The organism is Acinetobacter sp. ANC 3882, from assembly GCF_022549545.1.
Taxonomy (GTDB): Bacteria; Pseudomonadota; Gammaproteobacteria; order Pseudomonadales; family Moraxellaceae; genus Acinetobacter.
Window position 1 is genome coordinate 671,761 of record NZ_JAKZGB010000001.1, and the last position, 19,474, is coordinate 691,234.

The window sequence follows — 19,474 nt, forward strand, 5'->3', positions numbered from 1 at the left end:
ACTTAAATGTTGTTATGTTTTTTAAAGGACTCATCTACCACATTCAATAAAAAACCCTCTAAATTACAATTAATAAAGAGGGTCTGTTTGTTCTTTTAAATCATGTTTTATTCATCATTCAGCGCACACTCAAAACTATTTGGATTTTGTTTACAGCGCACCTTTTTCAAAAAGTTCATCATTTTAGGATCATAGATGCCTGCCTTGGTGAGTGAAATACGTGCCTCACGCATCATTTTCATATAATTCACTTGCTCTTCAGGAGAAATAATCATCCAGTATTTTGCAGGAATTTCTTTTTCGTACTTTGAAATGATATTGAAGGTACGACCGAGTTGACCCGCTACCCATTCACGCGACTTTTGTCCAAATCCTTCTGGAAACTTGTCCTTTCGAATAATAAAATTTGCAGAAATTTGTGTCAGTGGAAATTTTACGATGCCGCCTTTATCTCCCAAACCCTTATAGAGTTCAAACGGTTTATAAGCAACAATCGGTGCAGGTACGATATCAATTTGATGGTTATTAAACTTTGCCCCTGCATTGGTGACATCGACAGAAACTGCTTGCGCTCCCACTTGGGCGACCAGTTTCGGTTGAGCTTCATCATAAGCAAAAACACCAATCTTCTTGCCAGCAGCCTTGGCCAAAGTATTAATACTACGATCAGAGACAAATAAATATGCAGGGCCAATCGTACCCAAACCTGCAATCTCATAAGGACCGTTGAGCATACTTTTTGCAGCTTGCGGTTTAGAAAGCAATTGATAAGCAAGGATCGCTGTTTTTAAATCGGTTAATGCACCAATAGCGTCCAATGAACCGACATATTTATTGAACTGTCGACCACGCAATCCACTGATAATCGCGCCATCACATTGCCCTACTTTTAAATCTTCTGCTGCAACACGCTCATCCACATAAGCACGCAAATCAATTTCTGCGCCCCACTTTTTTGCTTCCAGTGCATAATCTTTCGCTAAGGCAAAGGCATCACCCGATTTACCCACAGGATCAAATACACATACCGTCTGTTTCGCTTGCGTTGCTGTAACGCAGCTCAATAATGCCAAAGCAATTAAACCATTTTTAATTATCATCTCTTTCTTCCCGATAAGATTTATTCCTTTTATCACAACCGATTCGTGGTGATTATCCTATGACGAGATTTGTTTTTTCATGTATTTGCAGTCAATCAACGTTTAAAGGGCATTTACTTAAAGGATTTTCAATAGAAGATAATTTTCACCTATAGGCGATATGCATCCTATTTAGGTGAAAATTATACCAGTGGTTCTATTCATCTTTCTGCTGCGGTGGAAGCGCATAGGTTCCGATTACGTGTGCAACAGGTTCTTCATCATCAAGCGAATATAACCACACTTCTCCTGTGACCAAGGTTTTACCGACTTTGATTAATTTACACACTGCTCGAATATCGCGATTTCCATTGGGTTTGCGAAAAAAATTGATGGTCATATTGGTGGTAACCGCCATCGCAACCAGACCTAAATGTCCCATGATGGCGATATAAAGCACATAATCAGCAATCAGCATCAAGGTTGGGCCAGAGACTGTTTGACCTGGTCGTAAATCCCGAGCATCAACTTGATAAAGTAGTTGTGCACCTTTTGGCGTAATGTCTTCAATCACACTTTTCTTAAGTGCCTGTGGAAACTCTTGTGCCAAGAATCCCATGATTTCATCTTTGGTTGCAGCCATGCTCTCTCCAGTTATTAATGTTACAGTGCCTCTGCTTTAAAACAGGAACCCAAAATCCCTTTCTTAATCCGATTTATCTGATAACTCATTCAAAACTTGCCAATACGTCGGTGGCGCAGCTACATGACCACGTTCTCGTAACATACGATGCATTCTTGGCAGTTTAAAATATGGCACAGCGGCCATCAAATGATGCTCTTTATGATAATTAACATTGATCGGTGCAACCAAAGCTCGCGCTAAATAACCTGCTTTGGTGGTCCGAGTATTGGTCAACGCGCTATTGCTGGTTTCCATTCCTGCATGCTCCGCCATTGAACGGACTCTCAGGAATAAAGGAAATGGCGTTAAATATGCCACGACCCATAATGCATAAAGTTTAGGATGACCTGCCGCCCATAAAGCCGAAAATAGCGCGGCGTTGGTTGCAATTGCCCCGCCACTATTTTTAAGCAAGGCTTTGGGATAATCACTCCAGTGTCTGCCTTCCTGAGAAATCCAGCGACGATCATTTGATACCGTCCACTCCATTTTCTCAATATCCATTAGCACTCGACCGACCGCAAATTTGAATCCAGTCACCCCTGATATATCACGCATAAATTTACGCATTAATGATTTTTTCGAAGTTGGAAAACCTGCGACTAATGATAAATCTGGATCATCCACCGTTGAGGTTTTACTATGATGACGCATATGATGAGCCCGATATTTATGTAGATCATTCCAAATCGGACGCGCGCACAACCAATCCGTCAAGGTATCATTCAACCATTTGGTTTTAAATAAACTTTGATGTGAAGCATCATGCATGATGATGGCGAGTGCCAACTGACGACCTGCTAAAATAACTAAGGCAGCAATACACATCAGTAATTTACCCCAAGCAGGTAAATATTCCCAAGAACTGGCCACCGCTGCAAAAGTTCCACCAATAACTGCCCACGTCGAAAATACAGCCCAACTGCCATGAGCATCAGATTTTGCAGTTAACTCGGTAATTTCTTCTCGTGAGAATAAATCACTAATCGCGACACGTGTATTCATATCCCTATCCTGTATTTGTTTTATTTTAAAACTACACAATTTATATTTTTATTTTAAATTAAGTAATATTTCTGTCAATAAATTAAAATTTAATTTATTGTAATATTTGTAATGAACATTTACTCGATACTGCTTTCATAAAATTTCTGCCAAGAGTCCAAACCTGTTTGATCTAACTGTTGCACACTTTGCGCAAATTGTTCGCGAAGCTGCACATCGACAAAACCTTCTGGCAACAATGGATCATTCATGAGTAACGAAATGGTTTGTCGTCCCAACAATAAAGATTCCCGCGCTGCATCTTCTAAGCTGAGCTGATCGGCAGTCGACAACCATTTTTGAATCATTTGACTATATTTTTCGTAGTTTTGATTTAAGGTTTGAGTGGACCAAAGTAATGGAATTGCCGCCAAAGTATCTGCATCAAAATGGCTAATTTGACAGATCTTGGCATTATTTTCCAAGCCCGAAGCTTTTAACTCTGAAATAAGCTGATCAAATGTAATCACCAAATTATCAGGACGAATATAAATTCCTTGTTCTAATTCTTTAAAACCAAAATGCTTTAAGGCCCTTTCACGACGATTTAATGCAGTACGATCAACACGTCCCAACTCACCGGTAAAAACAGCCAGATATTGATGCACCCATGCTTTGGTTTGCTTAATGCCATGCTTACGATTCAACATGACATTTGCCCATTCATGCGACTGCTCAGTAAATTGATATACACCACGCTCAATGGCTTCAATCACCCCATCACTGGATAAACGTGTTACAGCAACACGAATACTGTTTTCACTGATTTCAAAAAGCCGTGCCGCAATAATGATTTGTTTAATTGAAATCGCTCGACCTTGAAGCCCTAACAGCAAATCAATAATTAAGTCTCGAGCATTCATTTTCGCTATTGTCATTGTGCTATCGAACCAGATATGAAGGATTTAAAATAAAGAACAGGAATTTTAACTGAGAATCTCCCTTTTCGCATGTGCCAAAAGGGAGATGTTTTTATTCTTATAAAAAGACGAATAACAGAATGATACCGAGTACGATGCGGTACCAAGCAAATACTCGTAAGGTATGGCGTTCCACAAACTTGACTAAGGCACTAACCACCAATAATGCAGAAATAAAGGCTGCGACAAAACCAACAGCAATATTCATCATATTGTCTTGCGTCAATACATCCGCATTACGCGCCAAATCAAACACTGCCGCACCCAACATCGTCGGCATTGCCAAGAAGAATGAAAATTCCGTTGCAGCTTTACGAGACAACCCAGAGAACATCCCCCCCACAATGGTTGCGCCTGAACGTGAAGTCCCAGGAATCATCGCGACACATTGCGCACAACCGACCAAGAATGCTTGCTTATAAGTGATCTTGGTCGCATCTGTGGTTTTATGGTCAAAATTCTTCGACTCAACCCAAAAGATAATCAAACCACCCACAATTAAAGCAACGGCTACCACAAGCGGGCTGAATAAAACACTCTTGATAAAATCAACCGCGAAAATACCAATCACGACTGCTGGAATAAAAGCGAGTAAGACACTAAAAGCAAAATGCCGAGCTTCTGCATCTCCACTAAAGAAACCTTTGACCAAGTCAAAAATCTTTTGACGGTACAACCAGCACACAGCCAAAATTGCACCAAGCTGAATAACAACTTCAAAAACACGACCATCATCTGAATGAAAGTCGATCATATGACCAAATAAAATCAAATGACCCGTGCTTGAAATGGGTAAGAATTCGGTAAGACCCTCAATAAAGCCTAAAAACAAGGCTTTTAAAATTTCAATATGTTCCATAAATTACTCAAAAGTACGTAATACAAGAATAAAAATAAATGGCAAGCTTACCCTGAAATCTAAGCATTTTATGTGATTGTCAGGTAACGTTTTCACAAAAAGATTCAAAGCAATACAGCAATGGCTCTTAAATAATCATCAGACTGTTTTTCTTCTGCATTTGCTCAACCACTTCATGGGTGTCAAAACCTAAGCGCCAATACAAAAGCTCCAGAACATCCAACTCATCTTGGGTAATAATCCGATCATTCCAGAGGCATCTTTCTGCAATAGACAAGATGTTAAGACGGTCACGTAACAATAACCCAGAGACATCATTTAAAATTTCTGCCAAGTCCAATGGCTCATCTGAAATGTCTGCATAAGTTTGCATTTCATCTTCAGTTAAAAGCATCTGTAAAATGCGTTCACGCACTTCCAACTGGTTCGGGCTATTAATCTGCTGCACATGCAGTAATGCATCAATCAAATGGACAATCTGAGATTTCACATCTTCAAATGCTGCGGGTAGATGTGCAGGCATTAAATTCAGTTCCTGCTTCACACGTTCCAATAATAATGCATCCAGTAAACCAACTTCCCCGTCTTCTTGAATAATGCAAGCCAGCTTGGTTAAGAACTGACGTGCAATACTGGTTGGCATATGCCCAATATTTTTACAGGCATCATGGAAAATCTGCACATGAATACGACCATCCAGATTTAATAATGCATCCACAATCGCATGACTCACAGGTGCTTCTTGTGGAATAAATTCACGATATTGACGAATCATTAAAATCGCAACCATTACTTCACGCGAACCTGTCGCCGTCTGCATCGCTCGCTGAATCAATTCAGGCCGCTTTTTATTCTTACGAATTTCTGGATTAAGCGGTTTGATTGCATCATTTAACGCAAAACTGATCGGCGATAAACGCAATAAAGGTAATGGCTGAGGTGAACTCCACGGCATGGTGATATCCGCACTTTCTTCTTCCAAAGAACGGAATAAACTGAACAATGGTCGGTTGCGCAGCTTGCGTAGATTTTCTAATTGTAGATCTTGCAACAAGGTGGGGTTTAATTCGTAAATTCGTTCTTTGATACTCGGATGAATATTCATCCAGCTTTGTGGGCTCAGTGAATTGGCAAAACACATATGCGAAATCGATTCAGAGTAAGCACTGTGAATCTGAGAACCCGAATGGTGCACATAAATCCGTAATAAGGTTTGGACATTGGCATTGTTGTTCATCAAACGCATGGTCTTGAGATCATTACGCAAAGTTCGACCACTCAAGGTGAGATATTTAATACAACGTGTAATTAAAATACCCAAACTACCAATCAGCCAAATCACTCCACCAATTGCAACAAAGATGGTCTCAAACTTATTTCGGTAAGACGTTGCATAAGGATTATAGCCTGCTTGAGCAAGTTTACTGCCCCACTGACTAAAGGTGGTCAAGCCGCTATATAAAATTTTAAGTTTGGTATTTTCAACCGCTTCGCCAGATAAAATTTGATTAAACTCATAACTAAGTAAGCCATAAAGCTCCAGTTCATCCAGATTTTGCAGTGCGCCCCACGTCAGAATAATTGCAATATCTTGTGATCTAAAGCCAGCCGTTAACGCATTTACCCCGACCTCATCAGGTAACACATAGACTGCGGGGGTATCAATATTAAAACTTTTAGCAACCTGATCTACAACTTTTAATGCGGTGCTTTCTTCAGGTGTACTTTCGTCAAAAACCAAACGTCTTGCTTTTAACTGCTTTGCCAGTGAGTGCCCGCCCTCACGTAACACATACAACTCCGCACCTACAGACCAAAACAGAACCAAAACAAGCACGACAATGAAGTAAGGACTAAGAACGTGCCACCAAATTGGTTGGGTATAATCAAAGAAATGAACGACCAAACCCAAAATTAAATTGAGAATAAAGACCGTTAATAACATTGCGATAAGACAGAAACTGACTGACCATGCAATATTCTTATTTTCAATTAAATAATGGCTCATTTCTTTCAATGTAAGTTTTCCTGATTACATTGTTTCAGTTAAGTTTCTCGTACCCACTATCATAAAATAAAAAAGCGGGAAATTCCCGCTTTTCTATAGATTAAGATGATTACTCTTCTTTAATCCCAGTTAGATCTACCGACGCTGCATCAATATTCACATCAATGTAGCCATCCGCCTGTTTTTTTGCAGAGTCACTACGTTTCTGCTCAAGCTCAGCAAGATATGCCTGATCAATTCCACCCGCCACATAAATACCATCAAAGACTGAACAGTCAAATTCAGTTAAATCTGGCACTTTGCTGGTACGAACTGCATTTTTCAAATCGTCCAAGTCTTGGAAAACCAAACGGTCTGCACCAATATTTTCACGGATTTCTTCAACTGTACGGCCCGATGCAATCAGTTCAGCCTTCGCGGGCATATCAATACCATACACATTTGGATATTTCACCATTGGCGCAGCAGAAGCAAAGAATACTTTCTTCGCACCAGAATCACGTGCCATCTGGATAATTTCGTTACATGTGGTACCACGGACAATCGAGTCATCGACCAATAGAACATTCTTGCCTTTAAACTCAAGTTCTACAGGGTTCAACTTTTGACGTACTGATTTTTTACGTTGTTGCTGACCTGGCATAATGAAGGTACGTCCGATATAGCGGTTTTTCATAAAACCTTCACGGAATTTCACACCTAAGATATTTGCCAGCTCTAATGCTGAAGTACGACTGGTATCAGGAATTGGAATCACAACATCAATATCGTGCTGCTCACCCCATTCTTTCAAGATTTTGTAAGCCAGTTTTTCACCCATTTTTAAACGGGCTTTATATACTGAAATTCCATCAATAATGGCATCTGGACGAGCAAAATACACATATTCAAAAATACATGGACGATATTCAGGATTCACAGCGCACTGCTTGGTAAACAACTGCCCCTCTGAATCAATAAAAATCGCTTCGCCCGGTGCAATATCACGCTCAACTTTAAAACCGAGTGCCGTAATCGCAACCGATTCAGATGCAATAATATATTCAACACCTTGTTCAGTTTCGCGAGAACCATAAATCAAAGGACGAATCCCGTTTGGATCACGGAAACCGACTAAGCCATGACCTGTGATCATTGCTACAACGCCATAAGCACCTTTACAGCGTTCGTGCACGCGAGATACGGTGTGGAAAATATCATCTGGGCTTGGGTTTAAAGTTCCGATCTTCTGTAACTCATGTGCAAACACATTGAGTAGAACTTCAGAGTCAGAATCGGTATTCATATGACGCAAATCTGTTTTGAACAGGTCATCATGAATTTCGGCAGCGTTGGTCAAGTTACCATTATGCGCAAGGGTAATGCCATAAGGTGAGTTCACATAAAATGGTTGCGCTTCAGCGCTGCTTGATGAACCTGCGGTTGGATAACGGACATGTCCGATCCCATAGTTACCAAGCAATGCACGCATATGACGCGTATGGAATACATCACGTACCATACCGTTATCTTTGCGGAGGAATAAACGCCCTTGATGGCAGGTTACGATCCCTGCAGCATCTTGTCCTCGATGTTGCAGCATCGTTAAGGCATCAAATAACATTTGGTTCACTGGTGATTTACCGGCTATCCCAACAACTCCACACATAGCAACCTCGCGACAAGCTAGCGATTAATAAAAAGGATTTTTCGTCGAATGATCAGAACGCTCATCCACTGAAGCACGTTCTGACTGGTCCATTTCGGTCGAAGGGCGATGTAATAACGCGCCTTCTGATGTCATTTGATTTAAAGCTTGATTTGCTGCATCTTTGGACAATTCGCTTGCCAAAGGTGCGTAAGGTAATAAAATTTGTACAAATTTAGACTGTTTCCAGTGCGGTGAACTCTCAACCCAAGGCCCTAAACCCTGCATTGTGATCAGTACAATCAGCAGTCCTTTGAGGGAACCAAATGCACCACCTGCTAAACGATTTAATGGGCCCAATTTCAGACTTTTCAAGAGCCCATTCAGTAATGCAGACACAATCCATGTACACACCACAATGATCAATACAATAAAGGCAAAGGCTGCAATTTTTTGCACAACGGGGTCTTGGCTTAGACTGCTCATCGCAGGTGCCAACACCACAGCGTATTTTGCCCCAACGATCAATGCGAATATCCATCCGATCAAGTTCGCAAAGGCTTTGATAAATCCTTGACGCAAACCGTTCAGCCCTCCAATGAGCAAGATGACCAGAATGATGATATCAAGTGTGTTCATTTCACACAGTCATCGCATCAACACAGTCTTTGACCAGTGTTGGACCCGTATAAATGAGACCACTATAAACTTGTACCAAGCTCGCACCTGCTTGTTGTTTTGCAATCGCCTGTTCACCCGCCAAAATGCCGCCTACGCCAATCAATGGAATTTGACCCGCCAGTACTTTAGCAAACTGAGCTAAACATTCTGTACTCTTTTCAAACACTGGCGCGCCAGATAATCCACCTGCCTCATTTCCATTCGGTAGGTTTTCAACCCCATCACGTCCTAATGTCGTATTGGTCACGATCAAACCATCAATCTTGAATTGCAGTAATTGTGCGGCAATAAATTGAATATCTTCTGCGGTTAAATCAGGTGCGACTTTAAGAACCAGTGGAACATAATGATTATATTGGTTTGCCAGTTCGAGCTGACGCTGTTTTAAAGTTTGCAGCAACTCGGTCAGTGCATCACCGCTTTGTAAACTACGTAAGTTTTTAGTATTTGGTGAGGAAATATTAACAGTAATATAAGATGCGTAATTATAAACTTTTTCTAGGCAGATAAGATAATCTGAAACTGCATCTTCAACAGGTGTATCCGCATTTTTGCCGATATTGATTCCCAAAACACCCTTAAACTTTGCAGCTTTTACATTTTCAATCAGCTTATCCACGCCATCATTATTAAACCCCATACGGTTAATAATCGCTTTTGCTTGAGGAATACGGAATAAACGTGGTTGAGGGTTGCCTGCTTGTGGACGCGGTGTAATGGTTCCAATCTCGATAAAACCAAAACCCAATGCTGCTAAAGCATCAATATGCGCGCCATTTTTATCCAAGCCAGCGGCAAGACCGACAGGATTTGGGAATTCAATTCCCATACAGCTCACAGGTTTTGCAGCAACTTTCTGATGCATAAAGCCGAGTTTATGGGCCTTATCTAGCATAGAGAGCGTCAGTTCATGTGCACGCTCTGGCGCTAAAGTAAACAACAAAGGGCGAGCCAATGAATATAACATACCAATCACAGTCTACTGATTTTCAAGTAGGCATATTATAGGCATAGGCGTATCAAAACACCATGCCTGACATAGGGTTTTTAATGGCTTACTGTACTGTTGCAGTTAATTTAATCTGATTATTGTTAGAGACCATATCCATTTTCTGGATACTGATCCCCATTTGAGACAATTGCATCAAAAAATTAGCCAACACAGCATAATTCTGATGTTCTGCAACAAGCTGAATCTGCTCACCATTTTGTTGTGAAGAAACTGCTAAACCTTGCTGTTGGGCCGTTCGCTGTATTTTATCTGCTGCGGTCAATCCCACATCATTTGCAGGCTTCATCGTGGCTGCATTACTCTGCATCCACACCGTTAAATCTTTTAATTCATTTAACCGTTTTTGTTGTTGATCTGCCAATGCATGCGTTTTCCACAAAGCAAAACCAATAACCGTAACAATGACAAAAATGGTGGTGAAAATAACCATCACCCGTTCACGTACAGACAAGCCTTGTAAATATTCATTTAACGCTTCAATTTTCTGATCAAAGCTATTTTGTAATCGTGTGAATGCTTTCATTATTTTACTTTTACCACCCCAATAGCGCCAACAGTATCTGCCTGAACATTACCCAATTCAGCTTGGAAACCTTGTTGGTTTAATTGTTGAGTTAATCCTTGTAAATCATCCGCAGATTTTGCTTTAAGAGACATCGCCAATACAGAGGCATCATAACTGACCTGTTGGGCAACAATCTGTTTTTGCATCAAAATTGGTCCGACACGGCTTAATAGCGAAAGTGCTTGTGTATCCCCTAGTTGACTCATACGCAACTGGCTTTCAAACTGACTCTTAATATTTTGCTCGGTGACACGACTATTTTCACCAAACCAATACTTATATTGCTCAATCGCTTGGCTGGCTGTTTGGTCCGCCACGTTTTTCAGTTTTGACCACCGTAACGCGTCATAACCCAATTGCACGACGATCACCGCCAACAGTACGGCAGCTGCCGCCTTCCAATAGCCAGACCATTGTACTTCGGCATTTTTTGATTTCGGCAGAACATTAAATGGATGCTGCTTCGGTCTTAATAATTGTTCAAATTGATAACTGAATTCAGTTCGCTCATCTTTACTCGATGCAGTTGCGAGACGATCTAACTGGCTGACATTCAGATTGGCAAATTTATACTGTGTTTCTGCAGCCTGAAACTCCAAGAACAATCCTAAATCATCAACAGAGTTACCTGTCCATGTATTTTCTCTCACTAATAAATGATCATAAAGATTGACCAACACGACTTGATTCGGTTCTGGCTCAGGTAAGATCAAGAAGTCTGGTAAAAAGGCCACAATCTGGATGGGCAACAAACTCAAGGCATGCTGCCATGTTTCGATCGTAGATTGTGCAACACCCAAAATATTCAGTTGATCATTTTGGAAATGATGTACAACCTTCATGTGATCAATCGGCAAGGTGACAAACTCTTCCAAGAGGTATTTAACACCCTCTTGTCCCAATTGCTTGTAATGCGCTTTGGTCATTGTTTGTTGTAATAATTGTGCATTTCGGCTTGGGAAATAAACCATAGCCTCTTTTCCATGATGCTCGTGCATGTCTTGAATCAACTGTTCAAGACTATCTGCCTGCAACCAATTTTCCCCAGCCGACCAATACCATGTTCCATTGGTTTCGGGCATCCATAAATACAGCATCGGTGTTCAGTACCCTTATCCTTACGCGGATATATAAAAATTATAATGTTGGTGTAAAACGATTGTTTTGTGTCGACAACCCATTTGCGATCACAGCTTGATCATAAATACGTGCTTCTGCCAATGCAAATGGATTAAAGTTTTCATGGGTCAGTTGTTCGGCAATATGTGCCACAACATTCATATGACAGACCACTGCAATTGACTCATAAGGCAGTTTTGACAACCACTCGATCGCATCTTTGGCATCATCATCGGGTTTAATCTTATCGCAAATTAACACAGGAATACCGTGAAAATGTGCTTTGATATGTGCCAATGTTTCCTGAGCTCGTAATAACGGACTCACCACAAAGATTTCAGGCTGAATCACATCTTTTAAGAAATGCCCTGTTTGCTCCGCTTGTTGGTGTCCACGCACCGTCAATGGACGCTGCATATCGTTTCGATTGATGGCTGGAGAGGCTTCACCGTGACGAACTAAAGTTAACTGCATAAAACGACCTTATTTTTTATAGCTGTATCATAACGCGAATAGATGACAGTTTTTTGATTAGACTTCATGATGCGGTAAAACAAACTCAACATCACTACGATGGCCATTCTTCATCAAAGACAATGCGATTGTCATAGGTGGAGCACCTTCAAAAATCACATCATACAGTGCATTGGTAATTGGCATATACACATCCAGTTCTTCCGCTTTGGTTCGAACCTGTACAATCGTATTGATCCCTTCTGCGGTCTGACCCAGCTCTTTGGTCGCCTGATCCAGTGTTTTCCCTGAACCCAATGCAAAGCCAATCTGATAGTTACGACTTAATGGACTGTTACAGGTTGCGAATAAATCGCCCACACCCGATAGACCCAAGAAAGTTAATGGGTTTGCACCCTGCTTCACTGCAAAACGACTCATTTCAGCCAAAGCACGGGTTAGAATCATACTTTTGGTATTTTCACCAATCTTATATGCACCGCCCATACCCATTGCAACTGCATAGATATTTTTTAAGGCACCCCCCAATTCCACACCATGCACATCGTCGCTGCCAAACACACGGAACAAAGCACTGTGTAGCGCATGTTGCACTGCATAACGGACCAGTTCTGATTCACTGGCAATGACCGTTCCCGAAGGCATACCTGCCATAATTTCTTTGGCAAGGTTTGGACCAGATAAAACACCGTACGGTACTTCTGGCAATTCTGTGCGAATAATATCGCTCATAAAACTAAAGGTTTTTGCTTCAATCCCTTTGGTCAATGAAACCACAGCCTGAGAAGTAATAAACGGCGCAATCTGTTTAAGCACATCACGGAAAGAATGGCTTGGAATCGCCACCAAAATGATGTCACGATCACGTACTGCCAATTCTAAGTCAGCCACTGCACGCAATGCAGGTTCCAATGGATAATCAGGTAAATAGCGTTTATTGATATGCGTTTGATTAATTTCTTCGGCAACAGCGGCATCACGAATCCAGATCATGGTATCGCAACCATTTCTCGTCGCTAAATTTGCCATGGCCGTGCCAAAACTACCACCGCCCAATACCGTAATTCTGAGTGCTGTTTTCTGATCTACGGCAACTGGCTCAACTAAATCGCTAAAATTTAACTCTGTCATTTTTTATCCTGAAACGAATTTCTTTCTTTAATCACGCAAAACAAAGCTTAGGTTGCTTGCCATACTTTTACAAAATCTTGGCTGTCTATTTCTGCTCGTGGAGCGATTAGCTTGGCTGCAGTTCCGATATAAATAATACCTGAAATTAAATCTTGCTGTTTTAAACCTAACTGTTGTTTTAACCAGTTTGACTCCACCACGGCACCAGAACGCCACATCGTTGCAAAACCTTGGGCCTGCAAAGATAGCAAAAAGTTTTGAATTGCTGCACCTGTACTTAAAATCTGTTCAAAATGTGGAACTTTAGGATGATCTTGAAGAGTCGTTAAAGCTAAAACCAGCAAAGGTGCACGGAAAGGATGCTGTTTCACCCGATCAAGTTGTGCTGGATCTGTTTCACCCAAATCTGCTAAAGCACTCGCCAAATGCTCACCAAAAGCTGCGCGTTGCTCAGGCGTGATGATGACGAAACGAGTAGGTTTTAAACGATGATGATCAGGTGCGGTCAATGCAGCTTGTACTGCTTTTTCGAGTTGTTCTGTATTCGGCGCTGGCTCAATTAATTGCCCAATAGATTGACGTTGATGAATATTTTGATGAATTGTCTCTATTTTTGAGTCCGTCATTGAAATGAATCTAACTAACACAAGGATGGCGCTAGATTAGCATAATCTGAATGATTTCCACTATGCTTAATTCATGCTTGTCTCAGATGTCTATATTGGATTTCGTTAACAACTCGAAAATACCAGAGTTGCTAAGCCCATCATTCATCTGAAAAAATTAACAGAGTCTCTGCACAAACTGTACAGAACCTGCAAAACCGATGCGAAATTCTATGTTCGAATAATACAATTAAGCAGCAACTTGAGAACAAGCAATGAAAAAAACTTTAATCGTGAGTTTATTCGGCGGTTTAGCCCTTGGCCTAACAGCGTGTGCATCAACACCAACCAACACCTTGGCCATTCAAAAAGAAAACAATCAATACGAAGTGACAGGTGTGGGTAAAACCAGTCTGATTGCAAAAAACAATGCCGTTACAGCTGCACAAAAAACCTGTACCCGCAACACCTCTCCTGTCGTAGTTGATGACAAAACTGCATATCAAGGCGTACTCAAAGGTGTGGTGGATGAGCAAACTGGAAAAATGGTTGAAGCTGCCGCAGGTGTAATTGGTACCTTCACTGGCAAAAATGCCTCACTCGCCCGTGATGATGATTATCAAACCACACTGACGTTCTACTGCAAAGCCAACGCTTAAACATAAAAAAGCCGATGTTCAAACATCGGCTTTTATTTTCTAGATCGCTTAGTTAGCTTCGCTCGCAGCAACCTCTGAAGCAGCAGCATGTTCTGCAACATCAGTATTATTTTCATCTACATTTGGCTTATCAATCGCATCAATCGCGGCTTGTTGCTCTGGGGTCGTCTGTGTTGATACAGCAGAAGCTGCTTGATCTTGCTGTTCAGCATTTTTCGCTTCTTCTTTCTTTGCACATGCAGTCAGCATGATTGGAGCAATAATTAGAGCGGCAAGGGTTAATTTAAATTTCATCACGGCTTTCCACAGTTACTTGGTTAACTTATGACAAGCATATTTCAGATATATGACATTTTCATGACTGTAACGTTGTACAAAAGTAAAAAGAGCCGATTTAAATCGACTCTTTTTGGGTATTTATTTGATTAATCAGCAGATTAAATCTTGGTTAAGCACGCTCAAGCAATACCGCAACCGCTGGTAAAGTTTTGCCTTCTACAAACTCTAAGAATGCCCCACCACCCGTTGAGATATAACCAATTTGATCAGCAACTTGGTATTTATCAATCGCAGCCAATGTGTCACCACCACCTGCAATCGAGAAACCAGCAGATTCAGCAATCGCTAAAGAAAGTGTTTTGGTTCCTTCACCGAATTGATCTACTTCAAACACACCCACTGGGCCATTCCAAAGAATTGTTTTTGACGATTTTAAGATGTCTGCAAATGCTTTAGCTGTTTCAGGACCAACATCTAAAATCATATCGGTGTCAGTCACATCAGCAACATTTTTTACAACGGCTTGTGCACTTGCCAATGAGCCAAGGAAATCTTCAAAGTTGATTTGGCTTGCATCTGCCACCACAACGTCTGTTGGCAATGGAACACTGACTTTTGCAGCAATTTGTTTTGCCGTTTCAATCAAATCAGCTTCGTAAAGTGATTTACCAACATTGAAACCAGCAGCAGCCAAGAAGGTATTGGCAATACCACCACCCACGATCAATTGGTCGCAGATTGTAGACAATGAAGTTAATACATCAAGTTTAGTTGAAACTTTAGAGCCTGCAACAATCGCCACCATTGGTTTTTCTGGGGTTTGCATCGCACGGCCAAGCGCATCTAACTCAGCGGCCAATAAAGGACCCGCAGCAGCGATTGGGGCAAAACGTGCTGCACCTTCAGTAGACGCTTCTGCACGGTGTGCTGTACCAAATGCATCCATAACGAATACGTCACAAAGTGCAGCATATTTCTTCGCAAGTTCTGGGTTATTTTTCTTTTCGCCGTGGTTGAAACGAACGTTTTCAAGTAACACAACTTGACCCGCAGCCACTTCAACGCCATCTAAATAATCTGTGAATAATTTAACATCTTGACCCAACGCCTTGCTCAAATAAGCAGCAACCGGTGCAAGTGATTGTTCTGGTTTTGGCTCACCTTCTACAGGACGACCCAGATGAGAAAATACCATCACTGCCGCACCTTTTTCTAAAGCAGCTTTAATTGTTGGCAATGCAGCACGTAAACGTGCATCACTGGTAATTTCCCCATTTTTTACAGGAACGTTTAAGTCTTCACGAATAAGGACACGTTTACCTGCTAAATCAAGATCAGTCATGCGCTGAAAATTCATGGATGGCTCTCTAGTTGATTTTAAAAACGGCGTAATTTTAAATGATTCTCTGAAATAAAGGTGAGTTTTTTTGCAGAAAAGCTGCCGAAAGCTTCAGTTTTGATTATGATAATCACCGTCACTAAATCTTTCTATTATTATGTCAATTCATCCAGATCCAAAAATTAACCGTTTAAACGTCCTTGGCGAACCTTTAGCCAGCTGTTGTTATGACCCAATCACTGGGTATTTTCGTAATGGCTTTTGCCATACGGCGGTCACCGATTTAGGTCAGCATACGATGTGTGCACAAATGACTTCAGAGTTCTTAAATTTCTCTCAAAAAGTCGGCAACGACTTGATTACCCCTTTACCCGAAGTGGGTTTCCCTGGCCTCAAACCAGGTGACTTCTGGTGTATCTGTGTAACCCGTTGGGTTGAAGCTTATCAAGCAGGACAAGCTCCTCCTATTAAGTTGAATGCCTGCCACAATGCCGTGCTGCATTACGTGCCTCTCAATATCCTTGTGGAATATGCGGTGTAATGCGTCAACCTGAATTGATTTTGGCATCCAGCAGCCAAACCCGTAAAGATCTCATGAATCGTTTGAGCTTGGATTATCGCTGTATTTCCCCTGATATTGATGAATCAGCAACAGGTGAATTACATGCTGATGATCTGGCTAAACGACTGGCCCATGAAAAAGCCCGTGTTATTGCGGAACAACATCCAGATGCCATTGTGATTGGTTCCGATCAGGTGGCTTGGCGTGAATATGCTCCGTATGACTTTATTGGTAAACCTTTAAGCGTTGAAAATGCCATTCAGCAATTACAGGCAAATTCGGGTCAAATCGTGTTTTTCAGTACAGCTCTCAGTGTTCAACATTTGCAATCTGGCTTTGAAACCACATTGGTTGAACATTACCAAGTTAAATTTCGTCAGCTCACATTGGCAGAAATTGAGCGCTACATTGAGATTGACCAACCCTTGCATTGTGCGGGCAGCTTTAAATGTGAAAGCTTGGGCATTAGCTTATTTGAAAAAATGCTTGGTGATGATCAAACTACCTTGATGGGCTTGCCGATGATTCAACTGTGTAAGATCCTACGTCAGTTTGAAATCAGTGTTCCTTAAAAAATACCCTGACCTAAACTCAATTTAGATCAGGGTAAGCCATTATTCCTCAACCACCGTGACTCTCTTTGGTAAAGCAAACCAAATGAAAATCGACAAGATCAAGAATAACAAGGCTGCCACATTCAACACTGAACGATGCGATTGGCTAAAAGCCTGTTTCGCAACTTCAATCACATGCTCAGCAATCACTGGCTGTAATTGCTTGGCAGCTTGAACCGCCTCACCAATCGAACTGCTCACCTGTTCAATAATACGATGCGGCACATCGGTTGGCACCACAATCGAGTTGGCATAAAACCATGACAACATCAGACCGAAAAAGGCAATTCCTAAACCTGCCCCCAACTCATACGCCATTCCCTCAATCGCACCTGCTGCCGTGGCTTTACTTGGCGGTACTGAAGACATAATTGCAGAGGTTGAAGCCAGTAAAGCAATTTCCACACTAAGGCCCAACACAACCATCCAGCCCCATGCTTGCATCTGCGCCTGCATAAAGTCGGTATTTGCCAAGCCCCACAGACTTACAGCACTCATCAACATACCAAATGAAGCAACCGAACGTAGTCCGAAACGGTTGACCAGCATACTGGCGATTGGACCACCTAAACTAATCGCAACCATGAACGGTAAAATGAATGCCCCTGCTGCCAATGGTGAAAGTTGATAAACAAATTGCAATTCTTGTGAAATCAGCAACTCGAATCCGACCAAGGCCATCATGGATACAATCGCCATCACCACGCCTGTCGCAATCACCGGATGTTTGAATAACTGAATATCAATCATTGGAGACGTTGAAGTGAGCTGTGTACGAATAAAGCCAAGCAACAAACTAAAACCCACTGCAAAGATCAAAACCGACCAGATGCTAAAACCATGCATCACGGTTTTAATCGCATAGATCATACTCAGGATAGCAACCACCAATACGATGGCCTGTAGCAAGTTAAGATTTTGCTTCGGCTGCCCTGCCTGCTTTGGAATCACAAATACAGTTAAAGTCAATACAGCCAACATGATGGGCACATTGATCAGGAATACAGCGCCCCAATGGAAATGTTCCAATAAGAAACCACCCAGCAATGGGCCAAATGCTGCACCACCACCACCAACAGTTGCCCAAACACCTAGGGCAAAGTTGCGTTGCTTTTCATCAAGAAAGGTATTTCGAACTGCAGATAAAGTGGCAGGCAGAATCATGGCTGCACCCACTGCCAATAAAGCACGGGAACCAATCAAGGCATATGCGGTAGAAGAAAATGCAGCTGCCAACGACGCTAGGCCAAATAAAATACCACCAATAATCATTAACTTTTTAAAGCCGATACGATCTCCCAATGCACCCATCGGCAAAATCAGACCAGCCATGACCAAGGAGTAGATATCAATAATCCACAATAACTCATTTGCAGATAATGAAAGTGACTCACTTAACGTTGGGGTCGCTACATGTAAAACGGTTGCATCAATTGATACAGGAAGGTAAATCAGTACAACGATTGCAAGAATTAACCACTTGCGTGACATAAATGCCTCTAAATTGGACAATTGTTCAAATTGGCGTTATTATAACCAAAATTGAACATTTGTCCAACTTTCAAAGTTGAGTTAATTTGTTTCTGATTTGTATGTCCTGATAGGTGCTAAAAAGAATGGCTTATTTAAACCGTGAACAACGTCGTGAAATGATTTTACAAGCTGCAATGCAGGTCGCTCTAAACGAAGGTTTCTCTGCGATGACGGTTCGCCGTATTGCCACCGAAGCCCAAACCTCGACAGGACAAGTCCATCATCATTTTGCCTCTAACTCACATTTAAAAGCCGAAGCTTTTATTAAACTGATGCAACAACTGGACGAAATTGAAAAACAGGTCACGACAGCCAACTATTTACAGCGCCTTTCCCTATTACTCGGTTGCGAAAACATTGAGCAAATCCAGCCTTATTTAAGGTTGTGGAATGAAGCTGAAGTTCTGATTGATCAAGATGAAGAAATAAAGCTGGCCTACAATATCGCCATGCAAGACTGGCACTGCTCTATTGTACGTATGATTGATGAAGGTCAAGCACAAGGTGAATTTCATTTTGAGACGAACAGCCACGATATCGCATGGCGACTGATTGCATTTGTCTGCGGCTTAGAAGGGATTTACAAACTAGGACTCATTGGCTTAAATGAAAACGATTTTAAACGCCATACCGAAGCCATTATTCAGGCAGAATTGTTTAAAAAGTAAAAAGAGCAAAC

At 41.5% G+C, this 19,474-nt stretch carries 21 protein-coding genes; 4 read left to right on the forward strand and 17 right to left on the reverse strand.

The genetic code is table 11. The features are described from left to right. Nucleotides 1-107 precede the first annotated feature (107 nt). From MMO42_RS03365 to MMO42_RS03430, 14 genes are all read right to left on the reverse strand, one after another. On the reverse strand, nucleotides 108-1,100 hold the full coding sequence (locus MMO42_RS03365) for a putative solute-binding protein (protein ID WP_241319329.1): 993 nt from the start codon (nucleotides 1,098-1,100) through the stop codon (nucleotides 108-110). A 196-nt stretch (nucleotides 1,101-1,296) separates the two neighbouring features. Continuing rightward, nucleotides 1,297-1,722, reverse strand: a complete 426-nt coding sequence (locus MMO42_RS03370; RefSeq protein ID WP_241319330.1) for a PaaI family thioesterase — start codon at nucleotides 1,720-1,722, stop codon at nucleotides 1,297-1,299. Between the two features lie 63 nt (nucleotides 1,723-1,785). Next, complete coding sequence (locus MMO42_RS03375; RefSeq protein ID WP_241319331.1) at nucleotides 1,786-2,769, reverse strand: fatty acid desaturase family protein; 984 nt, start codon at nucleotides 2,767-2,769, stop codon at nucleotides 1,786-1,788. 119 nt (nucleotides 2,770-2,888) lie between these two features. After that, the gene (locus MMO42_RS03380) at nucleotides 2,889-3,686 is read right to left on the reverse strand and encodes a PaaX family transcriptional regulator C-terminal domain-containing protein (RefSeq protein ID WP_241319332.1); all 798 of its coding nucleotides are present in this window, start codon (nucleotides 3,684-3,686) and stop codon (nucleotides 2,889-2,891) included. 100 nt (nucleotides 3,687-3,786) lie between these two features. Beyond that, a complete protein-coding gene (locus tag MMO42_RS03385) occupies nucleotides 3,787-4,587 on the reverse strand; it encodes an undecaprenyl-diphosphate phosphatase (protein WP_005293224.1) in 801 nt (266 codons plus the stop codon). A 127-nt stretch (nucleotides 4,588-4,714) separates the two neighbouring features. Beyond that, on the reverse strand, nucleotides 4,715-6,604 hold the full coding sequence (locus MMO42_RS03390; RefSeq protein ID WP_171067392.1) for a M48 family metalloprotease: 1,890 nt from the start codon (nucleotides 6,602-6,604) through the stop codon (nucleotides 4,715-4,717). A gap of 100 nt (nucleotides 6,605-6,704) precedes the next feature. Continuing rightward, entirely contained in the window at nucleotides 6,705-8,243 is a 1,539-nt protein-coding gene (gene purF, locus MMO42_RS03395) for an amidophosphoribosyltransferase (protein WP_241319333.1), read from the reverse strand. Nucleotides 8,244-8,267: 24 nt separating this feature from the next. Continuing rightward, nucleotides 8,268-8,861, reverse strand: coding sequence for a CvpA family protein (locus tag MMO42_RS03400; RefSeq protein ID WP_171553244.1), 594 nt, complete (start codon nucleotides 8,859-8,861; stop codon nucleotides 8,268-8,270). A gap of 1 nt (nucleotide 8,862) precedes the next feature. Further along, on the reverse strand, nucleotides 8,863-9,870 hold the full coding sequence (locus tag MMO42_RS03405; protein ID WP_241319584.1) for a quinone-dependent dihydroorotate dehydrogenase: 1,008 nt from the start codon (nucleotides 9,868-9,870) through the stop codon (nucleotides 8,863-8,865). 88 nt (nucleotides 9,871-9,958) lie between these two features. Next, nucleotides 9,959-10,438: a type II secretion system protein GspM gene (gene gspM / locus MMO42_RS03410; protein WP_005293212.1), complete on the reverse strand. Its 480-nt coding sequence runs from the start codon at nucleotides 10,436-10,438 to the stop codon at nucleotides 9,959-9,961. Then, entirely contained in the window at nucleotides 10,438-11,577 is a 1,140-nt protein-coding gene (gene gspL, locus MMO42_RS03415) for a type II secretion system protein GspL (RefSeq protein ID WP_241319334.1), read from the reverse strand. Before gspL ends, gspM begins: the two co-directional genes overlap by 1 nt. 40 nt (nucleotides 11,578-11,617) lie before the next feature. Then, nucleotides 11,618-12,073, reverse strand: a complete 456-nt coding sequence (gene sixA, locus MMO42_RS03420) for a phosphohistidine phosphatase SixA (protein ID WP_241319335.1) — start codon at nucleotides 12,071-12,073, stop codon at nucleotides 11,618-11,620. A gap of 57 nt (nucleotides 12,074-12,130) precedes the next feature. Next, on the reverse strand, nucleotides 12,131-13,204 hold the full coding sequence (locus MMO42_RS03425) for an NAD(P)H-dependent glycerol-3-phosphate dehydrogenase (protein WP_004807911.1): 1,074 nt from the start codon (nucleotides 13,202-13,204) through the stop codon (nucleotides 12,131-12,133). A gap of 47 nt (nucleotides 13,205-13,251) precedes the next feature. Continuing rightward, a complete protein-coding gene (locus tag MMO42_RS03430; protein ID WP_241319336.1) occupies nucleotides 13,252-13,830 on the reverse strand; it encodes a nitroreductase in 579 nt (192 codons plus the stop codon). A 254-nt stretch (nucleotides 13,831-14,084) separates the two neighbouring features. Here MMO42_RS03430 and MMO42_RS03435 point away from each other — a divergent pair, with 254 nt between their 5' ends. Next, entirely contained in the window at nucleotides 14,085-14,468 is a 384-nt protein-coding gene (locus tag MMO42_RS03435) for a hypothetical protein (RefSeq protein ID WP_241319337.1), read from the forward strand. Nucleotides 14,469-14,516: 48 nt separating this feature from the next. Here the strand turns inward: MMO42_RS03435 and MMO42_RS03440 are convergent, their stop codons facing one another. Both MMO42_RS03440 and MMO42_RS03445 read right to left on the reverse strand, forming a co-directional pair. Further along, nucleotides 14,517-14,762 (reverse strand): hypothetical protein, encoded by a 246-nt coding sequence (locus tag MMO42_RS03440; protein WP_241319338.1) that lies wholly within the window; start codon nucleotides 14,760-14,762, stop codon nucleotides 14,517-14,519. Between the two features lie 154 nt (nucleotides 14,763-14,916). Beyond that, nucleotides 14,917-16,104 carry a phosphoglycerate kinase gene (locus MMO42_RS03445; RefSeq protein WP_005293193.1) on the reverse strand — a complete coding sequence of 396 codons (1,188 nt, stop codon included), beginning with the start codon at nucleotides 16,102-16,104 and terminating at the stop codon, nucleotides 14,917-14,919. A 139-nt stretch (nucleotides 16,105-16,243) separates the two neighbouring features. Between MMO42_RS03445 and MMO42_RS03450 the strand changes: the two genes are divergently transcribed. Continuing rightward, nucleotides 16,244-16,627: a DUF2237 domain-containing protein gene (locus MMO42_RS03450; protein ID WP_004653014.1), complete on the forward strand. Its 384-nt coding sequence runs from the start codon at nucleotides 16,244-16,246 to the stop codon at nucleotides 16,625-16,627. Then, entirely contained in the window at nucleotides 16,627-17,220 is a 594-nt protein-coding gene (locus MMO42_RS03455; protein WP_241319339.1) for a Maf family nucleotide pyrophosphatase, read from the forward strand. Before MMO42_RS03450 ends, MMO42_RS03455 begins: the two co-directional genes overlap by 1 nt. 42 nt (nucleotides 17,221-17,262) lie before the next feature. Here the strand turns inward: MMO42_RS03455 and MMO42_RS03460 are convergent, their stop codons facing one another. Then, nucleotides 17,263-18,753: an MFS transporter gene (locus MMO42_RS03460; RefSeq protein WP_241319340.1), complete on the reverse strand. Its 1,491-nt coding sequence runs from the start codon at nucleotides 18,751-18,753 to the stop codon at nucleotides 17,263-17,265. A gap of 125 nt (nucleotides 18,754-18,878) precedes the next feature. Here MMO42_RS03460 and MMO42_RS03465 point away from each other — a divergent pair, with 125 nt between their 5' ends. After that, the gene (locus MMO42_RS03465; RefSeq protein WP_241319341.1) at nucleotides 18,879-19,463 is read left to right on the forward strand and encodes a TetR family transcriptional regulator; all 585 of its coding nucleotides are present in this window, start codon (nucleotides 18,879-18,881) and stop codon (nucleotides 19,461-19,463) included. Nucleotides 19,464-19,474: the final 11 nt, after the last annotated feature.

What these genes read in the sequence shown, in the direction of transcription:
- MMO42_RS03365 (WP_241319329.1), bottom strand. Translation starts at nt 1,100, where the DNA reads ATGATAATTAAAAATGGTTTAATTGCTTTGGCATTATTGAGCTGCGTT.
- MMO42_RS03370 (WP_241319330.1), bottom strand. Translation starts at nt 1,722, where the DNA reads ATGGCTGCAACCAAAGATGAAATCATGGGATTCTTGGCACAAGAGTTT.
- MMO42_RS03375 (WP_241319331.1), bottom strand. Translation starts at nt 2,769, where the DNA reads ATGAATACACGTGTCGCGATTAGTGATTTATTCTCACGAGAAGAAATT.
- MMO42_RS03380 (WP_241319332.1), bottom strand. Translation starts at nt 3,686, where the DNA reads ATGACAATAGCGAAAATGAATGCTCGAGACTTAATTATTGATTTGCTG.
- MMO42_RS03385 (WP_005293224.1), bottom strand. Translation starts at nt 4,587, where the DNA reads ATGGAACATATTGAAATTTTAAAAGCCTTGTTTTTAGGCTTTATTGAG.
- purF (WP_241319333.1), bottom strand. Translation starts at nt 8,243, where the DNA reads ATGTGTGGAGTTGTTGGGATAGCCGGTAAATCACCAGTGAACCAAATG.
- MMO42_RS03400 (WP_171553244.1), bottom strand. Translation starts at nt 8,861, where the DNA reads ATGAACACACTTGATATCATCATTCTGGTCATCTTGCTCATTGGAGGG.
- MMO42_RS03405 (WP_241319584.1), bottom strand. Translation starts at nt 9,870, where the DNA reads ATGTTATATTCATTGGCTCGCCCTTTGTTGTTTACTTTAGCGCCAGAG.
- gspM (WP_005293212.1), bottom strand. Translation starts at nt 10,438, where the DNA reads ATGAAAGCATTCACACGATTACAAAATAGCTTTGATCAGAAAATTGAA.
- gspL (WP_241319334.1), bottom strand. Translation starts at nt 11,577, where the DNA reads ATGCTGTATTTATGGATGCCCGAAACCAATGGAACATGGTATTGGTCG.
- sixA (WP_241319335.1), bottom strand. Translation starts at nt 12,073, where the DNA reads ATGCAGTTAACTTTAGTTCGTCACGGTGAAGCCTCTCCAGCCATCAAT.
- MMO42_RS03425 (WP_004807911.1), bottom strand. Translation starts at nt 13,204, where the DNA reads ATGACAGAGTTAAATTTTAGCGATTTAGTTGAGCCAGTTGCCGTAGAT.
- MMO42_RS03430 (WP_241319336.1), bottom strand. Translation starts at nt 13,830, where the DNA reads ATGACGGACTCAAAAATAGAGACAATTCATCAAAATATTCATCAACGT.
- MMO42_RS03435 (WP_241319337.1), top strand. Translation starts at nt 14,085, where the DNA reads ATGAAAAAAACTTTAATCGTGAGTTTATTCGGCGGTTTAGCCCTTGGC.
- MMO42_RS03440 (WP_241319338.1), bottom strand. Translation starts at nt 14,762, where the DNA reads ATGAAATTTAAATTAACCCTTGCCGCTCTAATTATTGCTCCAATCATG.
- MMO42_RS03445 (WP_005293193.1), bottom strand. Translation starts at nt 16,104, where the DNA reads ATGAATTTTCAGCGCATGACTGATCTTGATTTAGCAGGTAAACGTGTC.
- MMO42_RS03450 (WP_004653014.1), top strand. Translation starts at nt 16,244, where the DNA reads ATGTCAATTCATCCAGATCCAAAAATTAACCGTTTAAACGTCCTTGGC.
- MMO42_RS03455 (WP_241319339.1), top strand. Translation starts at nt 16,627, where the DNA reads ATGCGTCAACCTGAATTGATTTTGGCATCCAGCAGCCAAACCCGTAAA.
- MMO42_RS03460 (WP_241319340.1), bottom strand. Translation starts at nt 18,753, where the DNA reads ATGTCACGCAAGTGGTTAATTCTTGCAATCGTTGTACTGATTTACCTT.
- MMO42_RS03465 (WP_241319341.1), top strand. Translation starts at nt 18,879, where the DNA reads ATGGCTTATTTAAACCGTGAACAACGTCGTGAAATGATTTTACAAGCT.